The organism is Paenarthrobacter sp. NPDC089714, from assembly GCF_044748905.1.
Lineage (GTDB): Bacteria > Actinomycetota > Actinomycetes > Actinomycetales > Micrococcaceae > Arthrobacter.
Window position 1 is genome coordinate 25442 of record NZ_JBIVGX010000011.1, and the last position, 16621, is coordinate 42062.

The window sequence follows — 16621 nt, forward strand, 5'->3', positions numbered from 1 at the left end:
GAGGATCCATGCTGCGAGCACGCCCTATCCACTTCACCTCCCGGCCGGAACCGTGGGCCGAACTGCTTGAGGCTCTTGGCCTGGTGGTCACCAAGGCGGACAAGGACTGGTGGGAGTTCGACGCCGGATCGGGCCGCCTCGCGTTGCACAGGGTGGCGCACGAATCCACCCAGCCGGACGATGGCACCACCATGTTCGGCGTTGAGGTGGGCGTGCTGGACGAGTTCGCCCGGCGGACCAGGGACGACGGAACCATCGCGGACGTCACCGAGGCAGCCCACGGGGAAACCGTCCAAGTAACGGCACGGGATGGCTTCACCTTCCTTGCCGACCCGGCCCAACGCGCCGCGGACGGAACCTGGGCAACCTCGGACGAAGCCGACCCGGCACTCGCCGTGGTGGCCACGTGGGTAAGTCCCGACGTCGTGGGTTCCGCCCAGGAGCTGCGCAACATTGGCGCGCGGCCGCGCTCCTCGACCGACGAGTCGGCTACCTTCACTACCAAGAACGGCGGCGTCCTGCGGGTGTTGCACGGCGCGGAGCCCGCGTCCGGCGACCTGGCCTTCGAGTACGACGGCGGCCTGGAACCGCTGCTGGACAGGCTCCACGGGGCGGGCATCGACTCAAGGATCGAGGACGATGTGCTGTACGTCGCCAACCCGGACGCGGCTGCCGGCTCCGCGCCGGCGTCGATCGTGGTGACGGGTACCTAGTCCTCCAACGCCCCGTCGCAGAGCCGCCGGACCACCTCGGTGAGCATGGTCAGCCCCGCAACGATGTCCTGGTCCGTGGTGTACTCGTGCTCGTTGTGCGAGATCCCGTCCACGCTGGGCACGAACAGCATCACGGTGGGAACCAGGTCCTTCATGTTGGTGGAGTCGTGACCGGCGAGGGTCATGACTTCCTTGTTCGACAGGCCCAGATCGGCAGCGACCTTGGCTGCCAATTCCACCCCTTCGGGCTGGTACGGCGTCACGGCCCAGGAGTGCGAGTGGTGCTGCTCCACGGAGACGTTGGCCGCCTGTTCGATCTCCGCGATGCGTTGGTGCAGCAGGGCATCGGCCTCGGCCAGCACGGCTTCGTCGGCGCTGCGCAGGTCAAGGAGCAGGTTCACGCGGGACGGAACCACTACGGGCGAGTTCGGGTAGACGTTGAGCTGGCCGACGGAGGTGTGCAGCACGCCAGGGAAACGGTCGGCGAGTTCGCGGGCGGCGACCACCAGCATGGAGGCGCCAAGCAGTGCGTCCTTGCGGTCCGCGATCACGGTGGATCCGGTGTGCGCCTGCTCGCCGTGGACCACGAATTCGTACTTGTTGGCGGCCCAGTTGGAGCTCACCAAGCCGATGGTGATGCCCTCGCGTTCCATGCTGCGGCCCTGCTCGATGTGGATCTCGGCGCAGTAGGCGGCCTCCGGCCCCTCGAACGTTCCGCGGCAGCCGATCGCATCCAATGCGTCCCGCACGGTGACCCCGGCGGCGTCCTGGGTGTTGAGGGCGTCCTCCAGTTCCAGTTTTCCGGTGTAGACGGAGGAGCCCATCATGGACGGCTTGAAGCGGCTGCCTTCCTCGTTGAACCAGTTGACGACGGCGAGGTTGAACGTGGGTGCCTCGGCGCCGGCTTCCCAGCGGCTCACCAATCGGAACGCAGCGTGGGCGGCAGCGAGGACGCCGTACGCACCGTCGTAACGGCCCGCCGTCGGCTGTGAATCCATGTGCGAGCCGACCACCACGAACGGCGCACCGGGCACGGCTTCGTAGAGGCCCCACTGGTTGCCTGCGTGGTCGAACTTCACGGTGAAGCCGTGCTCCTCGAGGAGGCCGGTGAGCCAGCGGCGCTGTTCGCCGTCCGGGACGGTGGCGGCCTGGCGGTCCACGCCGCCGTTCTCGGTGGCTCCGAAGGCGCTCATGGTCCGGAAGTCCTGCACGAAAGCGGTGTCCTGGGCGGTGAAGCTGGCTGTGGTTGTCATGGTCTCCCCTAAAGGCTGTGGTGCGACTGGCCGGCCGGAACGAGCGACGCCGGCGCAGTGTGGAAGTCGGTTGATTGGTAGGTGAATCGGCCTCCGACGGCGGTGGCCAGGACGCGCAGGGCGCTGATGTCCGGAGCGTCCAAAGGAGAGGCCGAGAGGACTGTGAAGTCCGCGAGCTTGCCGGGTGTGAGGGTCCCTTTCACGTCCAGCGATCCCGTGGCCTCGGCGGCTCCGCTCGTGTAGGCCGCCAGGGCCTGCAACGGCGTGAGCCGCTCGGCCGGATTGCCGAAGACCGCGCCGGATTCCGTGCGACGGTCCACGAACGCCTGCATCCCGCGCAGGACGTTCCCATCGGCGACCGGCCTGTCGGAGCTGCCTGCGAGCGTGACTCCGGCTTCGAGGAAGCTGGCCGCGCGGTAGGCCCACGGAAGCCGGTCCGGACCGAGGGAGTCCGTCATGCCGTCTCCGCCGTCGCGGAAGAAGCTGGCCTGTGGCGTGACGGCGATGCCCGCTTCGGCGAGCCTGTCCAGCTGCTCCGGCCGGGTCATGGAGGCATGCTCGATCCTGTTGGGCACACGCCGTGGGCCGTAGGTGGCCTGGCAATCCGAGAGGATATCCAGGGCCAGGTCGATGGCGCGGTCTCCGATGGCGTGGGCCGCGATGGACCATCCTGCGGCGTAGGCGGATTCGATGCGTTCCCGGAGTTGCGCCGGGTCGGCTTGGAAGTAGCCCACATTGCCGCGGTTGTCCTTGTGCCCGTGGCTGCAGAACTCGTGGCTCACGGCAGCCGTCTCACCCAGAAGCGAGCCGTCCAGGAACACCTTCGCCGGCCCGAGTGACAGGAAGCCGCTGCCGAATCCGGTGGAAATCCCCAGGTCCAGTCCGGTGGGAGCCGCACCGGGACTGTCCGAGGAATGTCCATCGAGGGGGTGCAGCACATCCAGCACCGGCATCACCTGTGCCCGGGCGTGCAGGCGGCCGTTCCCGGCAGCCCGTTGGTAGGCGGCGAGCTCGGCCGGGCTGTGCCCGATCCAGCCTCCGCCCACCCCGGCTTCGGTGAAACTCGTGATCCCCTCCGAGGCGTAGTACGCCGTGGCCCGTTCCAGCGCCGCCTCGATGTCTTCCAAGGAGTAAGGCAGGATCAGTTGCTGGATGAGTTCCTGCGCCGTTTCCTGGACGAGTCCCGTGGGACGTCCCGCTGCGTCGCGGACAATCGCACCGCCGTCGGGGTCGGGGAACGACGGCGAGTGGGCACCTGCCAGCCGCAGCGCGGCCGTGTTGACCACGGCCATGTGCCCGGAGTTGTGGCGCATGAACAGCGGCCGCTCCCCCGTGATGCGGTCAAGCTCGGCGATGTCCGGGAAGAGCCCGCCGTGCTGGGTCTGGCTGAAGCCGGTAGCGAAGAGCCAGCCCTCGCCTTTGGTTCCACCGCCGTCCGTGACTGCGTCCCGCAGCAGCCCATACAGCTCCTCCAGCCCCCGGGCACCGGACACGTCCAGTTCCGCGAGTCCCAGTCCGAACCACGTGGTGTGGCAGTGGGCGTCGATGAAGCCCGGAGTTACCGTCGCGCCGCCGAGGTCCAGAACCTCAAGAGCGTCCACGCCGGACAGGTCCTCGTCGAGGCCCACGATGCGGCCTTGCCAGATGCCCAGCGAACTGGCCGACGGACGGTCCGGGTCCATGGTGATGATGTCTGCGTTGCGCAGGAGGAGGTCGAGTTTCATGGCGTCTTCTAGCGGTGGGACGTGGTGACGGACTTGATGCGCGTGTAGTCCTCGAGTCCGAAGACGGACAGGTCCTTGCCGGTGCCGGAGTGCTTGAAGCCACCGTGCGGCGCTTCGGCCGGGATGACCTGGTGGCAGTTGATCCAGACGGCACCGAAGTCGAGCTCATTGGAAACGCGCGTCACCACACCGTGGTTCTCGGACCACACACTGGAAGCCAGCGCGTACTTGGTGCCGTTGGCGAGCTCCAGGGCTTCCTCTTCCGTGGCGAAGGGCTGGACGGTCAGGACGGGACCGAAGATCTCGTCGCACACCACCTCATCGGTCTGGAACACGCCGTCGATCACCGTGGGCTCGAAGAAGTACCCGGTTCCGGTGCGTTTGCCACCGGCCAGGACCTGCGCGTTCGCGGGAAGGCGGGACATGAAGCCCTCCACGCGTTCCAATTGGGCGGCGCTGTTGAGCGGGCCAAGGTCCTCGCCAACCCGAAGAGCCGAGGCAGCATCGGCCAAAGCCGCGGCGAACTCCGTGTGGATGTCCTGGTGGACCAGCACGCGGGTCACGGCCGTGCAGTCCTGGCCCGCGTTGAAGAAGGCGGCCAGGGCGATCTCGCGTGCGGTCCGTTGGATATCGACGTCGGCAAACACCACCGCGGGCGCCTTGCCGCCGAGCTCCAAGTGGACATCCTTGAGCGTCTTGGACGCTGCGGACATCACCTGGGCACCGGCCCGGGTGGAGCCGGTGATGGACACCATTTCCGGAATCTCGTGGTCCACCATGGCAGCCCCGGCCTCGCGACCGCCGCACACCACGTTCACCACACCGGCCGGGTACACCTGCTGGGCCAGCTCAGCCAGGACCACCGTGGACCACGGGGTGGTGTCGGCGGGCTTGAGCACCAGCGTGTTACCGGCGGCCAGCGCGGGACCGATCTTCCAGATGGCCATCATGAACGGGTAGTTCCACGGAGTAATCTGCGCGACGACGCCGATGGGTTCGCGCCGGACGGTCGAAGAGAATCCTTCGACGTACTCGGTCTGTGCCGTGCCCGAAACCACCCGGCAGGCTCCAGCAAAGAAGCGGAGTTGGTCGGCACCGCGGAGGATTTCGAGCTCGCGGGTGAGGGCTGCCGGCTTGCCCGTGCAGGCAACTTCGGCTTCGAGCAACCGGTCAACGTTGGCCTCAATGAGGTCCGCAAGCTGCAACAGTAGCGACTGGCGCGTGGCCGGCGTCGTGCGCTTGTAGCTCTTGAAAGCCGCGGCAGCGGCCTGGAACGCGGTGTCGACGGCGGCTGCGTCACTGTCCGGAGCGGTACCGATCTGCTCGCCCGAGGTGGGGTCGAAGAACGGGAGAGTTTCCGGCGCGGAGACGGACTCGCCGTTGATGATGTTCTGGAGCTGAATCACGAAAAAGGTCCTGACTCTTAGTTGGACGTCTTGGGCGAACGCGTCGTGGGGTCCTGCGGCAAGTGCAGCAGCGCCGGAAGGCCGGAGTCGACGGCGCGGCGGAACGCGGCTGCGAAGTCTTCCGTGCGGTCCACCCGCTCGCCGTAACCACCGTAGGAGCGGGCCAGCGCGGCGAAGTCCGGGTTGGTCATGTGCGTTCCGGACGGGCGGTCCGGATAGTGCGCTTCCTGGTGCTCACGGATGGTGGCGAAGATGCCGTTGTCCACCACGAGCACAATGAACTGCGCGCCGTAGCCCATGGCCGTGGCGATCTCCTGGCCGTTCATCATGAAGCAACCATCACCGGCTACCGAGATGACCTGCCGGCCCGGGTACGCGAGCGACGCTGCCACGGCGGCCGGGATACCCATACCCATGGCGCCATTACGGGGAGCGGCCAGGGAGTTGGCGGTGTTGTGCTCAAGGTAGCGCGCGGGCCATAGGGCGTGGTTCCCGGCGCCGAAGGTGAGGACGGCGTCGTCGTCCATTTCCTTCTTGAGGAGCTCCATGGCGACGCCGAGATCGACGCCGATGCCGCCGTCGGGGGTTGGCGTGGAGAACTTCAGTTGCTCGGCGCGGGCGGTCGCGAACCAGCCTTCCTGCGGTTCCACAGCAGCGTCAACGGCGGCGAGGGCACCCGCAAACGCCGAAACATCGGCAACTATGTGCTGGTCCACCCGGCCGAAGTGGCCCAAAAGGTTCGCGTCTGCGTTGACCACGATGGTCTCGGCGCTGAGCCCGCGCTGGTAGCCGTCGGAGAGGACGTCGCCGCGGACGCAGCCTACAAAGACCAGCAGATCGGCGTCGTCCAGGCGCCGGGCGTTCGCGTCGCTGCGGCCGTATCCGAGGTAGCCGGCGTAGGCGTCACTGCGGTGCGGAACGGCGTCGTAAGCGCGGAAGTCCGCCACCACCGGGATGCTGTGGCGGCTCGCCCAGGCGGCCAGTTGCTCGCCGGACTCCTGCGTCCAACCTTCGCCGCCGACGACGATGAGCGGCTTGCGTGACTGCTCCAGCTTCTGCTTCAACGCGGCAAGGTCCGCGACGGTCGGCTCCGGGCGGGCGACCGTGCGGGGTTCCACCGTGGCGTCCTCGACGACGTGCACCAGGACGTCCTCCGGAAGGCCGATGACCACGGGTCCAGGACGCCCGCTGAGGGCTGTGAAGATGGCGTCGTCCACCACGCGTGCTGCGGAAGCGGCGTCGTCGAGCGTGACCACCTTCTTGGCGGTGCTGCCGAACCAGGCGTTGATGTCGAACTCCTGGAACGACTCCCGCCCACGGTCTGCGACCGGGATCAGGCCGACGAACAGGATCAGCGGCGTGGCATCCTGGTGGGCCGTGTGGATGGCGATGAATGCGTTTGCTGCGCCCGGACCGCGGGTCACCATGGCCACGCCTGGAAGTTCCGTCAAGCGGCCTTCGGCGAGGGCCATGAACCCGGCGCCGCCTTCCTGGCGGGCCACGACGTTCTGGATCGGTGAGCCGTGCAATCCGTCAAGGACATCCAGGAAGCTTTCGCCCGGCACGGTGTACACACGCTTGATGCCTGCCCGTTCAAGTTGGCCAACGATCAGGTGGCCCGCAGTGGTGGTAGTGCTCAATGCTTCATTCCTTCTTCTTCGATGGAAAGGCGTGGGAGGAACAATCCGGAGAGGGCGGTCAGTGCGGAAACGACCAGCAGGATGATGGCGCCCGGCCAGAAGGAGTTGTTGGTGGCCACCAGGGCCGTGGCGATCAGCGGCACGAAGCCGGAGATAACGCCTGCCGTGTTGGAGGTAATGGCGACGCCGGTGTACCGCACCTTCGTGGCGAAGAGGGCGGTCAACGCGGTGCCTGAGACGGCGTACGGGATGGACAGGACAGCGACGCCGATCATCATGCCCAGGACCACCAGCACGGGATTGCGGCTGTCAATGGCCAGGAACACCGGGACTGCGATGAGGGCTGAGGCAACGCCACCCCAGAGGATGACCTTGCTGGCGCCGAATTTCTCGCCCAGGCGGCCGGCCCAGATGAGCGCGCCGATTTCGAGGGCAGCGGCAAGCAGGGTGCCCAGGAGCAACAACTCGGAGGGCAGCTTGAGGACCTTGGTGCCGTAGAAGACCACAAAGCTGGTGATGAGGTAGAAGCCGCCGATGCCCAGGAGAGCCGAGCACATGCCCACCAGGATCTGCCGCCAGCTGTTCTTCAGGACGCCGCGGATGGGTGCGTGCTCTGTTTCGCCGGATTCCATGAGGGCTTCGAATTCGGGCGACTCGCTGAGCTTGCTGCGGATCCACAGGGAGACGGCCAGCAGCGGGATAGCTGCGATGAAGGGAATGCGCCAGCCCCAGGCATCGAAGTTGGTCTGGCCCACCAGGAAGAGCATGCCGAAGAAACCACCCGAGGACAGGATGGTGCCGATCGGCGAACCCACCTGCGGAAGCGCCGCGTAGCGGGCCCGCTTCTCTACTGGAGCGTTCTCGACGGCGATGATCACCGCGCCGCTCCACTCACCGCCGACGGCGAGGCCCTGGACGATGCGCAGCGCCACGAGGAGGATGGGGGCGGCCAGGCCGATGGTCATGTAGTTGGGAAGCAGTCCGATAAGGCCGGTGACAATGCCGATCCCGACGATGGTGACCATGAGGATCTTCTTGCGGCCCACCTTGTCTCCAAGTGCGCCGAAGATGAAGCCACCGATGGGGCGGGCCACGAAGCCAACAGCCAACGTAGCGAAGGAGCCCATTGCTGCGACGAACGGGTCCTGCGAGACGAAGAACTGTGCGTTGAACACCAGCGCAGCGGCTGTGGTGAAGAGGAAGAAGTCGTACCATTCCAACGCCGTGCCCACCAGGGCAGCGAGGGCCACCTTCTTGGTGACGCTTTCATCGACGACGCGTGCTGCCGTTGGGCTGACGCCCGTGGCTCCGCTGACGGTGCTTGCCATTGTTGCTCCAAAAGTGCGAAAACGGGACCGGGCGTTGGGGGCCCGGAAGGTGGTGTGGATGCTTGTGAGGGGGTTCACTCCACAGTGACTCATTCCATAGTGCCAGTAGTTTTTCCCAAAATAACTAGCGATACATCACGCAAAAGGACCGCTAGGATGTGTGAATGCACAATGTTGAAACGTCGGGGCACACCCAGCGCTGGACCGAACTGGTGGATCAGCTGGATGGACGGCTGGATGAACTGGCCCGCGCGTTTACCGCCAGGGTCCGCGAGATCCCCGAATACGGCGAAAGCCAGGTGACCATCCAGGAGATCACCGAGACTGCCCGCGGAACGTTCCGGCGCCTCATTCGCGGGCTCAAGAACGGCACAACTGACAGCAGTGACGGACTGCTGGACTTCGCCTCCGACCTCGGCTCCAAGCGCGCCCGCGCAGGCATTCCCCCAGAGTCCCTGACGTCCGCTGTGCGACTGGACTTCAGCATCCTGTGGGCCGAACTGCTGGAGATTGCCAAGCCGGAGGACGCCATCCTCTTGGCCTCCAGGGTGGACCAGGTGTGGCGGGTGGTGGACGAGTTCGCCACCCGGACCCACACGAGCTACCTCACCGAACGCGTGCGCATGGCCCAGGAAGAGTCGAGCATCCAGCGCGAGTTCATCGCCCGCCTGTTCAACCAGAGCACGCCGTCCCTGGAGACCTCCGCGCAAGTAGCTTCGGCCCTGGGCATCAACCCGGAATCCAGGTTTGCCCTGGTGGCTGCGAGCGGTGAACCAGGGGCCCGGTTGCGGGCCGCCGTATCCCAGTTCGGATCAAGCCAGCACGCCCGGCAGCGATTGTTCGCGCACGAGTCGGGCGGAAATACCTACGTGTTCTGGACCCTTCCACCACTCCGGTCAAGGGCTCCGGAAAACCGCGGCGAGCTTCACGGACCCGACGCCGAAAGACACCAGCTGCCGCCCGGCGTCGTGGACGTCCCCTGCGGCTATGTTCCCGAAGTTCTGGGACTGCGGGCCTTGCCGGCAGCGGCCCGGACGGCGGAAAGCCTGGCCGCGCTGCTCCGGCCACGCGATGCCGGTCCGCTTTCGGCGGATTCGGCGTGGGCCCGTCTGGCGCAACAGAACCTGCAGGACGCCGGACTGGACCTGGCTGCCGAACTCGAGGAAGCCCTGGCCGAATGCAAGGGCGGCGAGCGCGAGCGCCTGTTGGAGACCGTTCGAAACTACTTGACCACGGGCAACGTCACCCTGACCTCGGAGCAGTTGTTCTGCCACCGGAACACCATCCTGAACCGGCTCAACCGCTTCCAGGAATTGACCGGAATCGACCTCGCGGTACCGGTGAGCGCAGCACGGCTGGTGGTGGCCTGGGCATAGTGCCGCGTGTTGATTCCAGAGGGGCCCGATGTGTGTTTTCACATTTCCGGCGCATTTTTGCTGGGATTTATGCCATTGAAGCTGTGATCGGCAACACAGAATAGTTGTAGCTACCTTGCACCGGACACTCGTCCCCGCACCCCATCCGGAGATTCTGATGGCCCAAACGGTAGATACCGACTCCGCATCCACAGCCAGGCTGGACTTGGCCAAGATGCGCAAGATTGCCCTCGCCAGCGTTATTGGCACCACCGTCGAGTGGTACGACCTTTTCGTTTTCGGAACAGCGTCAGCGCTGGTCTTCAACAAGATCTTCTTCCCCAGCTTCGACCCCATCGTGGGCACCATGCTCGCCTTCGGCACCTTCGCTTCGGCCTACATCGCCCGCATGGTGGGTGCCATCATCTTCGGCCACTTCGGTGACCGGCTTGGCCGCAAGTCGATGCTGCTCGTTTCGCTCCTGACCATGGGCGCTGCGACGTTCGCCATTGGCCTGCTGCCTGACTACCAGAGCATCGGCATCATGGCCCCGCTGCTGCTCCTCCTCCTTCGCGTCATCCAGGGCCTGGCCCTCGGTGGCGAATGGGGTGGCGCGGTGCTCATGACCGTTGAGCACGCTCCCCCGGCCCGCCGGGGTTTCTTCGGGTCCCTGGTCCAGGTTGGCGTTCCCGCAGGCACGTTGATCGCCAACGTTGCCTTCCTGATTGTGGCCTCAAGCATCAGCACGGACGCCCTGCACTCGTGGGGTTGGCGCATCCCGTTCCTGGCCTCCGTCCTTTTGGTGGCCGTCGGGATCTACATCCGCTTGAACATCGAGGAAACCCCGTCTTTCCAGGCCGTCAAGACCGCCGGGGCCAAGGCCAAGATGCCATTTGCCTCCCTCATGGCCAAGTACTGGAAGCACGTTGTCCTGGGCGGCGTGGCCACGCTTTCGACCGGCAGTACCTTCACGCTCCTGGTGGCATCGGGAGTCTCGTACGGAAAGAAGGAACTGGGCCACTCCGAGAGCCTCATGCTCTGGGTTGTCCTGGCCGCCTGTGCCCTGTGCTTCGTCCTGATTCCCTTCTTCGGCAAGCTCTCGGACAAGTACGGCCGCAAGCCCATCATCTACGCCGGAGTCGCTGCCGAAGCCGCCCTCGCCTTCCCGATGTTCTGGCTCATGGACACCAAATCGGTGGCGCTGCTGTTCGTGGCCTACCTTGCGATGATGACGGCATTCGCGGCCAACTATGGCCCCATCGCCACCTTCCTGGCAGAGCTGTTCGGCTCCAAGGTCCGCTACTCCGGCTTGTCCGTGGCGTACATGCTCTCCGGGCTCCTGGGCAGTGCCGCCACGCCGTTCATCACCACGTGGCTCCTTGGCCTGACCGGCCAGAGCTCTTCGATCGCCTGGTACATCATGGCGGCGGCCATTCTTTCCCTGGCAGCGCTCTTCGTCCTCACCGAGACCCGGCACGGCAACATCGACTCCGTCGAGGAAGCTCCGGCCGAGGCTGCAGCGGAAGCCGTGGCAGCGAAGTGACCGCAACCACCATCGAGCGCCTGGCCGGCATCCCCGGCCAGGCGCCCGCCGTCGGGCCTTTCTCCCCGGCGGTCATTGCCAACGGTTTCGTGTTCACCTCCGGCCAGATCCCGGCGATCACAGGCCTGGACGATCAACCCGGCACGTTCGAAGGGCAGGTCCGCCAGACCATCGAAAACCTCGCCGGAGTTCTGGAAGCAGCCGGGTCCAGCCTGCAGCACGTGGTCAAGGTGAACACCTACCTGACCAGCGAAGAGCAGCTTGAGGAGTACAACCGCGTTTATGTGGAGTACTTTGGCGACGCCAAGCCTGCCCGGACCACGGTGTGTGTGAGCCTCTGGGGCGTGTCCCTCGAGATCGAGTGTGTCGCCGTGGTGGCAGCATGATCACCACACTGCTCCAGGACCTGCAGAAAGTCAGCTATCCCACCATCGGCCACTTCCTTGAGGACGGCTTCGTGGATCCGGCCATCCAGTCCCTGCTGGAGAACGTGAAGGTCGCTGGACCAGCCGTCACCGTCCGGATCGCTGACCACGATGCCATCGCCATGAATCGCGCCCTTCTGGCCCTGCGGCCCGGAGATGTGCTCGTAGTGGACATGCTCGGCGACCATCGCCATGCGCCCGTCGGTGCCGTCACGGCAGCCGCGGCGATCGCCCAAGGTGCCGCCGCCGTCGTAGTTGACGGCGTGGCGACGGACGTCCTGGAACTGCGGCAGGCCGGGCTGCCCGTCTTTGCCCGCGGCACCACGTGCCTCACCACCAAACGGCTCCACGGTACGGGTTCGGCGGTGGACGTCCCGGTGCACTGCGGCGGAGTGGAGGTCAATCCCGGAGACCTGGTGCTTGGGGATGACAACGGGGTGATCGTGCTTCCACCCGAAGCGGCCCGGGGAGTCCTGGATAAGGCGTTGGCATCGGACGAGGCCGAGCCGGACATCCTTGCGCGCCTTGCCTCCGGCCACCCCCTCGAGTCAATCCTTGCGTTGTAATACCGCCGAGAGCGTAACGCCACAGCGCCGGGCAAGGCCTCAACGGAACTTCGGCTGGTGATGGGGTAGAACTTAACCATGAGCGTACGTACACCCGACCCGTATCCAGGCTGGCTTTCCGATGAGGACCTCTTCGAAGCCCGCGGCCGCCTCCCCATGGTCTACGTGGAGGCTGTCCCCGTCCGCTTGGATCCGCTCGGGTACGTCAACGAAGTGGGCACCCTCCTGCAGGGCGACGCCGACGGCAACATGGTGCGCTACCTCGTCTCCGGCCGGGTCCTCTACCGCGAAACCATCCGGGCAGCCCTTTTGCGGCACATGGAAAAGGACCTCGGCCCCCTGGCTTTCCCGCAACTGCCCATCAGCCCGGTGCCGTTTACGGTTGCCGAATACTTCCCCGCGCCCTCCCAGACCGGCTTCACGGACGACCGCCAGCACGCGGTGTCGCTGGTGTTCATCATTCCGGTCACCGGCGAATGCGAACCACGCCAGGACGCGCTGGAACTCACCTGGATGACCCCGCAGGAAGTCCTCAGCGACGGCGTCCAGCAGGAATTCGAAGGCGGCCGCGGGAACCTGGTCCGCCAGGCTTTGGCGTTCTCCGGCATCGTCGCCTAGCGGGTCCTCAGGTTATTGGCGGTCCGCTTTTGTAGACTGGACGGCGGACCGCACGAGAACCAAAGGACTTCCGATGACTCACAGCCCAGCCTCACAGCAATACCGCGAAAAGCAGGCTGGGGACCTGCAAGCCGGGGATTTCGTGTACCTTCCCGGGGATGGTCCGGCCGAGGAAATCGCCTCCGTTGAGGTCCAGAACGACGATTACGGCGTTGCCGCGCTGCTGCTGGTCACCACGTACGACGCCGGCACGGTGCGGATCGCTGTCGGGTCCAGTGTTCCTGTAGGAGACGGAGTTCCGCGCGGCTTGGGTGGCGACGCCAGTACGGGCAGCGAGCCGGACTCCAGCACCACCGCGGAAGGCGACGTTGAGGCTCCCGCGGAACCCGCCGTCGTCGTACCTCCCCGCCCGGCGGACCCTCCCGCCTTCACCGGCCCCAGCGCCGAAGACCTCGCCCTGATTCCCGAACCGGATGGAACGCCGGAGGCCGTAGTGCGCGCCGCGGTGGCCGACCACAAGGGCAAGAACGGCGTGCAGGTGCTGGCCGAGCGGCTGGCCAAGGGCATCAACACCAAGTCCGGCAGCTGCCTCCGCGACCTGAGCGATCTCGCCTTCGACCTCTGCATCGTGCTGCGCGACCCCGACCATTCCCTTGAAGTCGCGGACCTGCTGAACGTGCTTCCGTTCGACGGGAACCTGGACCGCTGGGCATCGATCGAACGGGCCCTCGCGTTGTCCAGCTTCATTTGCCGCGAAGCCGGCCAGTCGGAGCGGGCCGCCGTCTACGAGAAACTGCTCCGCGCCTCCGAGTCCCAGGAAGAGGACCCGTTCAAGGCACTCGTCAACGCCCGGGTCCGCCAGCGTTCCCTGAACGAGCCCAACCTCTACGACAAGGAAATTTTCCGTGCCATGGACAACGGGAACCGCGACGCCGAGCGTGAGTGGCGGTTCCTGCGGCTCGAAGCGTTGATGTTCCTCCGGGCACATGGCGGCTCCAAGACCATCGCCGAAGACGAACTCGGGCGACGGATCGCGAACGAACTCGAAGCGGTGCGCGCCTAGTCCTCTACCTGCGGAAGTGCAAGGCCTGTTATGGGCACCCAAACGGCGGTAAATTCAGGGCCATGACGAACAATCTGAGCGTTGTGATTAATGCTGACGCGCAGCAAGTTTGGACGATGCTGCGCGAACCGTCGCTGGTGGCCCAATGGCACGGCTGGGAAACCGACGAGCTGACCGACGAAATCAAACAAATCTACTTTGATCCGAGCGTCGTGGAAGGACCGGACCACACCAGCCTGACCGTTCGCGGCGGCGATGAATTCGAGCTCCATCCCGTCTCCGGCGGCACCGAAGTCAAGGTCACGCGCGCCGCGCTGGACCACGACTCTGAGTGGGCCGAATGGGACGAGGACATCACCCAAGGCTGGCTCACTTTCCTGAACCAGCTCCGCTTCACCCTGGAACGCCACCCGCACGGCAAGCGCCGGACGCACTTTGTCTCGGTCTCCGGTGGCGGGTCGGCCATTGAGAAATTGGGGTTGGGCGATCTTCCGCCGGTCGGCGACGAATACTCACTCACACTGACCACCGGCGAGTCGATTTCCGGGAAGGTCTGGTTCAAGAGCCGCCACCAGGTTGGCGTCACCGTGCACAGCTACGCCGAACACGGCGATGGGCTGCTGATCGTCGCCGAACAGCTCGCGATTCCGGAGAAAAGGCCCGACGGCGGCGCCATGGTGATTGCCTCCACTTACGATTTGGGGGCCCACACTTTGGCGGACATCCGGTCCTCGTGGGACAAGTGGAAGGACTCAGGCTCCGGGTCCTGATGGTTGCTGCCGGGCACTCCCGGGTCTGCCGGGTAAGTTACCCGCGGTAAAGCTGGCACACTTGGTAGCGTGCCAGCTTCCGCGTCTTCGCCCTCATCCGTTCCCTCTGCCGTTTCCGATCCTGCGTCCGGTTTCTCCTTCTCGGTGGGCCAGCGACTGACTGAAACGTCGTCGCCGTCGGACGCTTTGGTGGACGCCAACGGCGGCGAATTCCTTGGCAGGACCGGAACCATCAGCACGCCGCACGGAACCATCCAGACGCCCGCGTTCATCGCCGTCGGAACCAAAGCCACCGTTAAAGCCGTACTGCCCGAGTCGATCGCGGACCTCGGCGCGCAAGCGGTCTTGGCGAACGCGTATCACCTGTACCTGCAGCCCGGACCGGAAATCCTCGACGCCGCGGGAGGCCTCGGTGCGTTCATGAACTGGTCCGGGCCTACCTTCACCGACTCCGGTGGATTCCAGGTGATGAGCCTTGGCTCGGGGTTCAAGAAAGTCATCGACATGAAGAATGTGGATACTTCCGGGCCCGACGACGCCGTGGCACCAGGCAAGGAACGCCTGGCGCACATCGATGACGACGGCGTCTGGTTCAAGTCCCACCTCAACGGCGACAAGCACCGGTTCTCCCCCGAGATCTCCATGCAGGTCCAGCACCAGATCGGCGCGGACATCATGTTTGCCTTCGACGAGCTGACCACGCTGCAGAACTCGCGGGCGTACCAGGAAGAATCGCTGGAACGTACGCGCTTGTGGGCTCTGCGTTGCCTGGACGAGCACTTCTCCTTGACGGCCTCCCGGGTGGGCAAGCCCTACCAGGCGTTGTTCGGCGTGATCCAAGGTGCCCAGTACGAGGACCTGCGGCGCAAGGCCTGCCGCGACCTCGGCGCCATGCCCTTCGACGGCTTCGGAATTGGCGGGGCGTTGGAGAAGGAGAACTTGGGGACCATCGTGCGCTGGTGCAACGAGGAACTTCCCGAGGACAAGCCCCGGCACCTGCTGGGGATCTCCGAGCCCGACGACATTTTCACGGCCATTGAGAATGGTGCCGACACCTTCGACTGCGTCTCCCCCACCCGCGTGGCCCGGAACTCCGCCTTCTACACCCCGTACGGCCGGTTCAACCTGTCCGGGGCGAAGTACAAGAAGGACTTCGGGCCGCTGCAGGAAGGCTGCGACTGCTACGCGTGCCTGAACTACTCGCGCGCCTACATCCACCACTTGTTCAAGGCCAAGGAAATGGTTTCGGCGACGCTCATCTCCATCCACAACGAGCGCTTCGTGGTGAAGATGGTGGACGATGCGCGTCTCGCCATCGAGTCCGGGGATTTCTTCGAGTTCAAGGCCGAGACGTTGGGGCAGTACTACTCGTAGCCTTTGGTGGGCGCCGGGTTCGCCGGAAACGTGCTTGGAGGCTGGGAAACCTCCAGCGACTGGGCACCGTTCCAGCGAACCCGGCGTGGGCTTACGCTGCGACTACTCCGTAGCTCGGCTCGCGCTTCTTGATCCAACCCACCACCAACACCGTGATGGGCACGAAGATGAACTCGACGGCGGTCTTGTAGACGAAGCCCACCAGGACGTAGTTGACGAACGAGCCTGCATCCGAGATGCCGATCACCGAGGCAGCGATGCTGCAGAAGATCAGCGTGTCCACGAATTCGCCCACCACAGAGGAACCCATGAGCCGGGCCCAGAGGGTCTTTTCTCCGGTGCGTTCCTTCATCTTCACGAGGATCCAGGAGTTGATGGTCTGGCCGGCGAGGAAGGCGAGCAGCGAAGCCAGGACGATCTGCGGAACCGGGCCAAGTGCGCCCTCGATGGCTGCTTGCTTGGCGGTTCCGTACTCGTCGTCGAAGCCGGGAAGGATGATGATCACCCAGTAGCAGAGGGACGCGAACACACTCAGCGCAAAGGACGTGATGATGGCTTTGCGGGCAACCTTGAACCCGTAGACCTCACTCATCACGTCGCCCAGGATGTAGGCCAGCGGGAACAGGAAGAACCCGCCGTCGGTGATGATCGGGCCGAGCACCACACCCTTGGAGGCGCCAATGTTGGACAGGATCAGCACCACGGCCATGACCGCCAGCATGATGCCGAAATAAGGGGATCCGATAGAGGCAAAGCGGGGAGCTGGTTTGCTCAACGTGCTGGAGCCTGAGGGCGAGGGCATGGGTCATCCGTTCGTAGTGGTTCGCGCAGGCGCTCGTTTCG

The 16621-nt window shown here is 65.3% G+C and carries 15 protein-coding genes; 9 read left to right on the forward strand and 6 right to left on the reverse strand.

Features of this window, described 5'->3' with window-relative positions:
• The first annotated feature begins 8 nt into the window (after positions 1–8).
• Positions 9–713: a hypothetical protein gene (locus ACIPY3_RS17170; RefSeq protein ID WP_400336095.1), complete on the forward strand. Its 705-nt coding sequence runs from the start codon at positions 9–11 to the stop codon at positions 711–713.
• On the opposite strand, the gene ACIPY3_RS17175 is transcribed toward ACIPY3_RS17170, so the two are convergent.
• Genes ACIPY3_RS17175 through ACIPY3_RS17195 form a run of 5 tightly spaced genes read right to left on the reverse strand, consistent with a single transcriptional unit; the run spans position 710 to position 8064 of the window.
• A complete protein-coding gene (locus ACIPY3_RS17175; RefSeq protein WP_400336097.1) occupies positions 710–1966 on the reverse strand; it encodes a M20 family metallo-hydrolase in 1257 nt (418 codons plus the stop codon). The genes ACIPY3_RS17170 and ACIPY3_RS17175 overlap by 4 nt on opposite strands.
• Before the next feature lie 8 nt (positions 1967–1974).
• Positions 1975–3690, reverse strand: coding sequence for an amidohydrolase (locus ACIPY3_RS17180; RefSeq protein ID WP_400336099.1), 1716 nt, complete (start codon positions 3688–3690; stop codon positions 1975–1977).
• 8 nt (positions 3691–3698) lie between these two features.
• Positions 3699–5096 (reverse strand): gamma-aminobutyraldehyde dehydrogenase, encoded by a 1398-nt coding sequence (locus tag ACIPY3_RS17185; RefSeq protein ID WP_400336101.1) that lies wholly within the window; start codon positions 5094–5096, stop codon positions 3699–3701.
• Between the two features lie 17 nt (positions 5097–5113).
• Complete coding sequence (locus tag ACIPY3_RS17190) at positions 5114–6736, reverse strand: thiamine pyrophosphate-dependent enzyme (protein WP_400336102.1); 1623 nt, start codon at positions 6734–6736, stop codon at positions 5114–5116.
• Positions 6733–8064, reverse strand: a complete 1332-nt coding sequence (locus ACIPY3_RS17195; RefSeq protein WP_400336104.1) for an MFS transporter — start codon at positions 8062–8064, stop codon at positions 6733–6735. The genes ACIPY3_RS17190 and ACIPY3_RS17195 overlap by 4 nt, the downstream gene beginning before the upstream one ends.
• A 164-nt stretch (positions 8065–8228) precedes the next feature.
• Between ACIPY3_RS17195 and ACIPY3_RS17200 the strand changes: the two genes are divergently transcribed.
• The 8 genes from ACIPY3_RS17200 to tgt all read left to right on the forward strand — a co-directional run bounded on the left by ACIPY3_RS17200 (position 8229) and on the right by tgt (position 15778).
• Positions 8229–9440 (forward strand): PucR family transcriptional regulator, encoded by a 1212-nt coding sequence (locus ACIPY3_RS17200; RefSeq protein ID WP_400336106.1) that lies wholly within the window; start codon positions 8229–8231, stop codon positions 9438–9440.
• 157 nt (positions 9441–9597) lie between these two features.
• Complete coding sequence (locus ACIPY3_RS17205) at positions 9598–10962, forward strand: MFS transporter (protein ID WP_400336108.1); 1365 nt, start codon at positions 9598–9600, stop codon at positions 10960–10962.
• A complete protein-coding gene (locus ACIPY3_RS17210; protein WP_400336110.1) occupies positions 10959–11348 on the forward strand; it encodes a RidA family protein in 390 nt (129 codons plus the stop codon). Before ACIPY3_RS17205 ends, ACIPY3_RS17210 begins: the two co-directional genes overlap by 4 nt.
• Positions 11345–11953, forward strand: a complete 609-nt coding sequence (locus ACIPY3_RS17215; RefSeq protein WP_400336112.1) for an RraA family protein — start codon at positions 11345–11347, stop codon at positions 11951–11953. The genes ACIPY3_RS17210 and ACIPY3_RS17215 overlap by 4 nt, the downstream gene beginning before the upstream one ends.
• A 78-nt stretch (positions 11954–12031) precedes the next feature.
• The gene (locus ACIPY3_RS17220; RefSeq protein ID WP_400270579.1) at positions 12032–12571 is read left to right on the forward strand and encodes an NUDIX hydrolase family protein; all 540 of its coding nucleotides are present in this window, start codon (positions 12032–12034) and stop codon (positions 12569–12571) included.
• Positions 12572–12644: 73 nt separating this feature from the next.
• Positions 12645–13634, forward strand: coding sequence for a DUF6707 family protein (locus ACIPY3_RS17225; protein WP_400336114.1), 990 nt, complete (start codon positions 12645–12647; stop codon positions 13632–13634).
• Between the two features lie 62 nt (positions 13635–13696).
• Positions 13697–14404 carry an SRPBCC domain-containing protein gene (locus ACIPY3_RS17230; RefSeq protein ID WP_400336116.1) on the forward strand — a complete coding sequence of 236 codons (708 nt, stop codon included), beginning with the start codon at positions 13697–13699 and terminating at the stop codon, positions 14402–14404.
• Between the two features lie 69 nt (positions 14405–14473).
• On the forward strand, positions 14474–15778 hold the full coding sequence (gene tgt / locus ACIPY3_RS17235) for a tRNA guanosine(34) transglycosylase Tgt (RefSeq protein ID WP_400336118.1): 1305 nt from the start codon (positions 14474–14476) through the stop codon (positions 15776–15778).
• Positions 15779–15869: 91 nt separating this feature from the next.
• On the opposite strand, the gene ACIPY3_RS17240 is transcribed toward tgt, so the two are convergent.
• Entirely contained in the window at positions 15870–16580 is a 711-nt protein-coding gene (locus ACIPY3_RS17240; protein ID WP_400336120.1) for a queuosine precursor transporter, read from the reverse strand.
• Positions 16581–16621: the final 41 nt, after the last annotated feature.

Bases quoted from the DNA above. Each gene is read 5' to 3' on its own strand.
- ACIPY3_RS17170 (WP_400336095.1), top strand. From the start codon at position 9: ATGCTGCGAGCACGCCCTATCCACTTCACCTCCCGGCCGGAACCGTGG.
- ACIPY3_RS17175 (WP_400336097.1), bottom strand. From the start codon at position 1,966: ATGACAACCACAGCCAGCTTCACCGCCCAGGACACCGCTTTCGTGCAG.
- ACIPY3_RS17180 (WP_400336099.1), bottom strand. From the start codon at position 3,690: ATGAAACTCGACCTCCTCCTGCGCAACGCAGACATCATCACCATGGAC.
- ACIPY3_RS17195 (WP_400336104.1), bottom strand. From the start codon at position 8,064: ATGGCAAGCACCGTCAGCGGAGCCACGGGCGTCAGCCCAACGGCAGCA.
- ACIPY3_RS17200 (WP_400336106.1), top strand. From the start codon at position 8,229: ATGCACAATGTTGAAACGTCGGGGCACACCCAGCGCTGGACCGAACTG.
- ACIPY3_RS17205 (WP_400336108.1), top strand. From the start codon at position 9,598: ATGGCCCAAACGGTAGATACCGACTCCGCATCCACAGCCAGGCTGGAC.
- ACIPY3_RS17215 (WP_400336112.1), top strand. From the start codon at position 11,345: ATGATCACCACACTGCTCCAGGACCTGCAGAAAGTCAGCTATCCCACC.
- ACIPY3_RS17220 (WP_400270579.1), top strand. From the start codon at position 12,032: ATGAGCGTACGTACACCCGACCCGTATCCAGGCTGGCTTTCCGATGAG.
- ACIPY3_RS17225 (WP_400336114.1), top strand. From the start codon at position 12,645: ATGACTCACAGCCCAGCCTCACAGCAATACCGCGAAAAGCAGGCTGGG.
- ACIPY3_RS17230 (WP_400336116.1), top strand. From the start codon at position 13,697: ATGACGAACAATCTGAGCGTTGTGATTAATGCTGACGCGCAGCAAGTT.
- ACIPY3_RS17240 (WP_400336120.1), bottom strand. From the start codon at position 16,580: ATGCCCTCGCCCTCAGGCTCCAGCACGTTGAGCAAACCAGCTCCCCGC.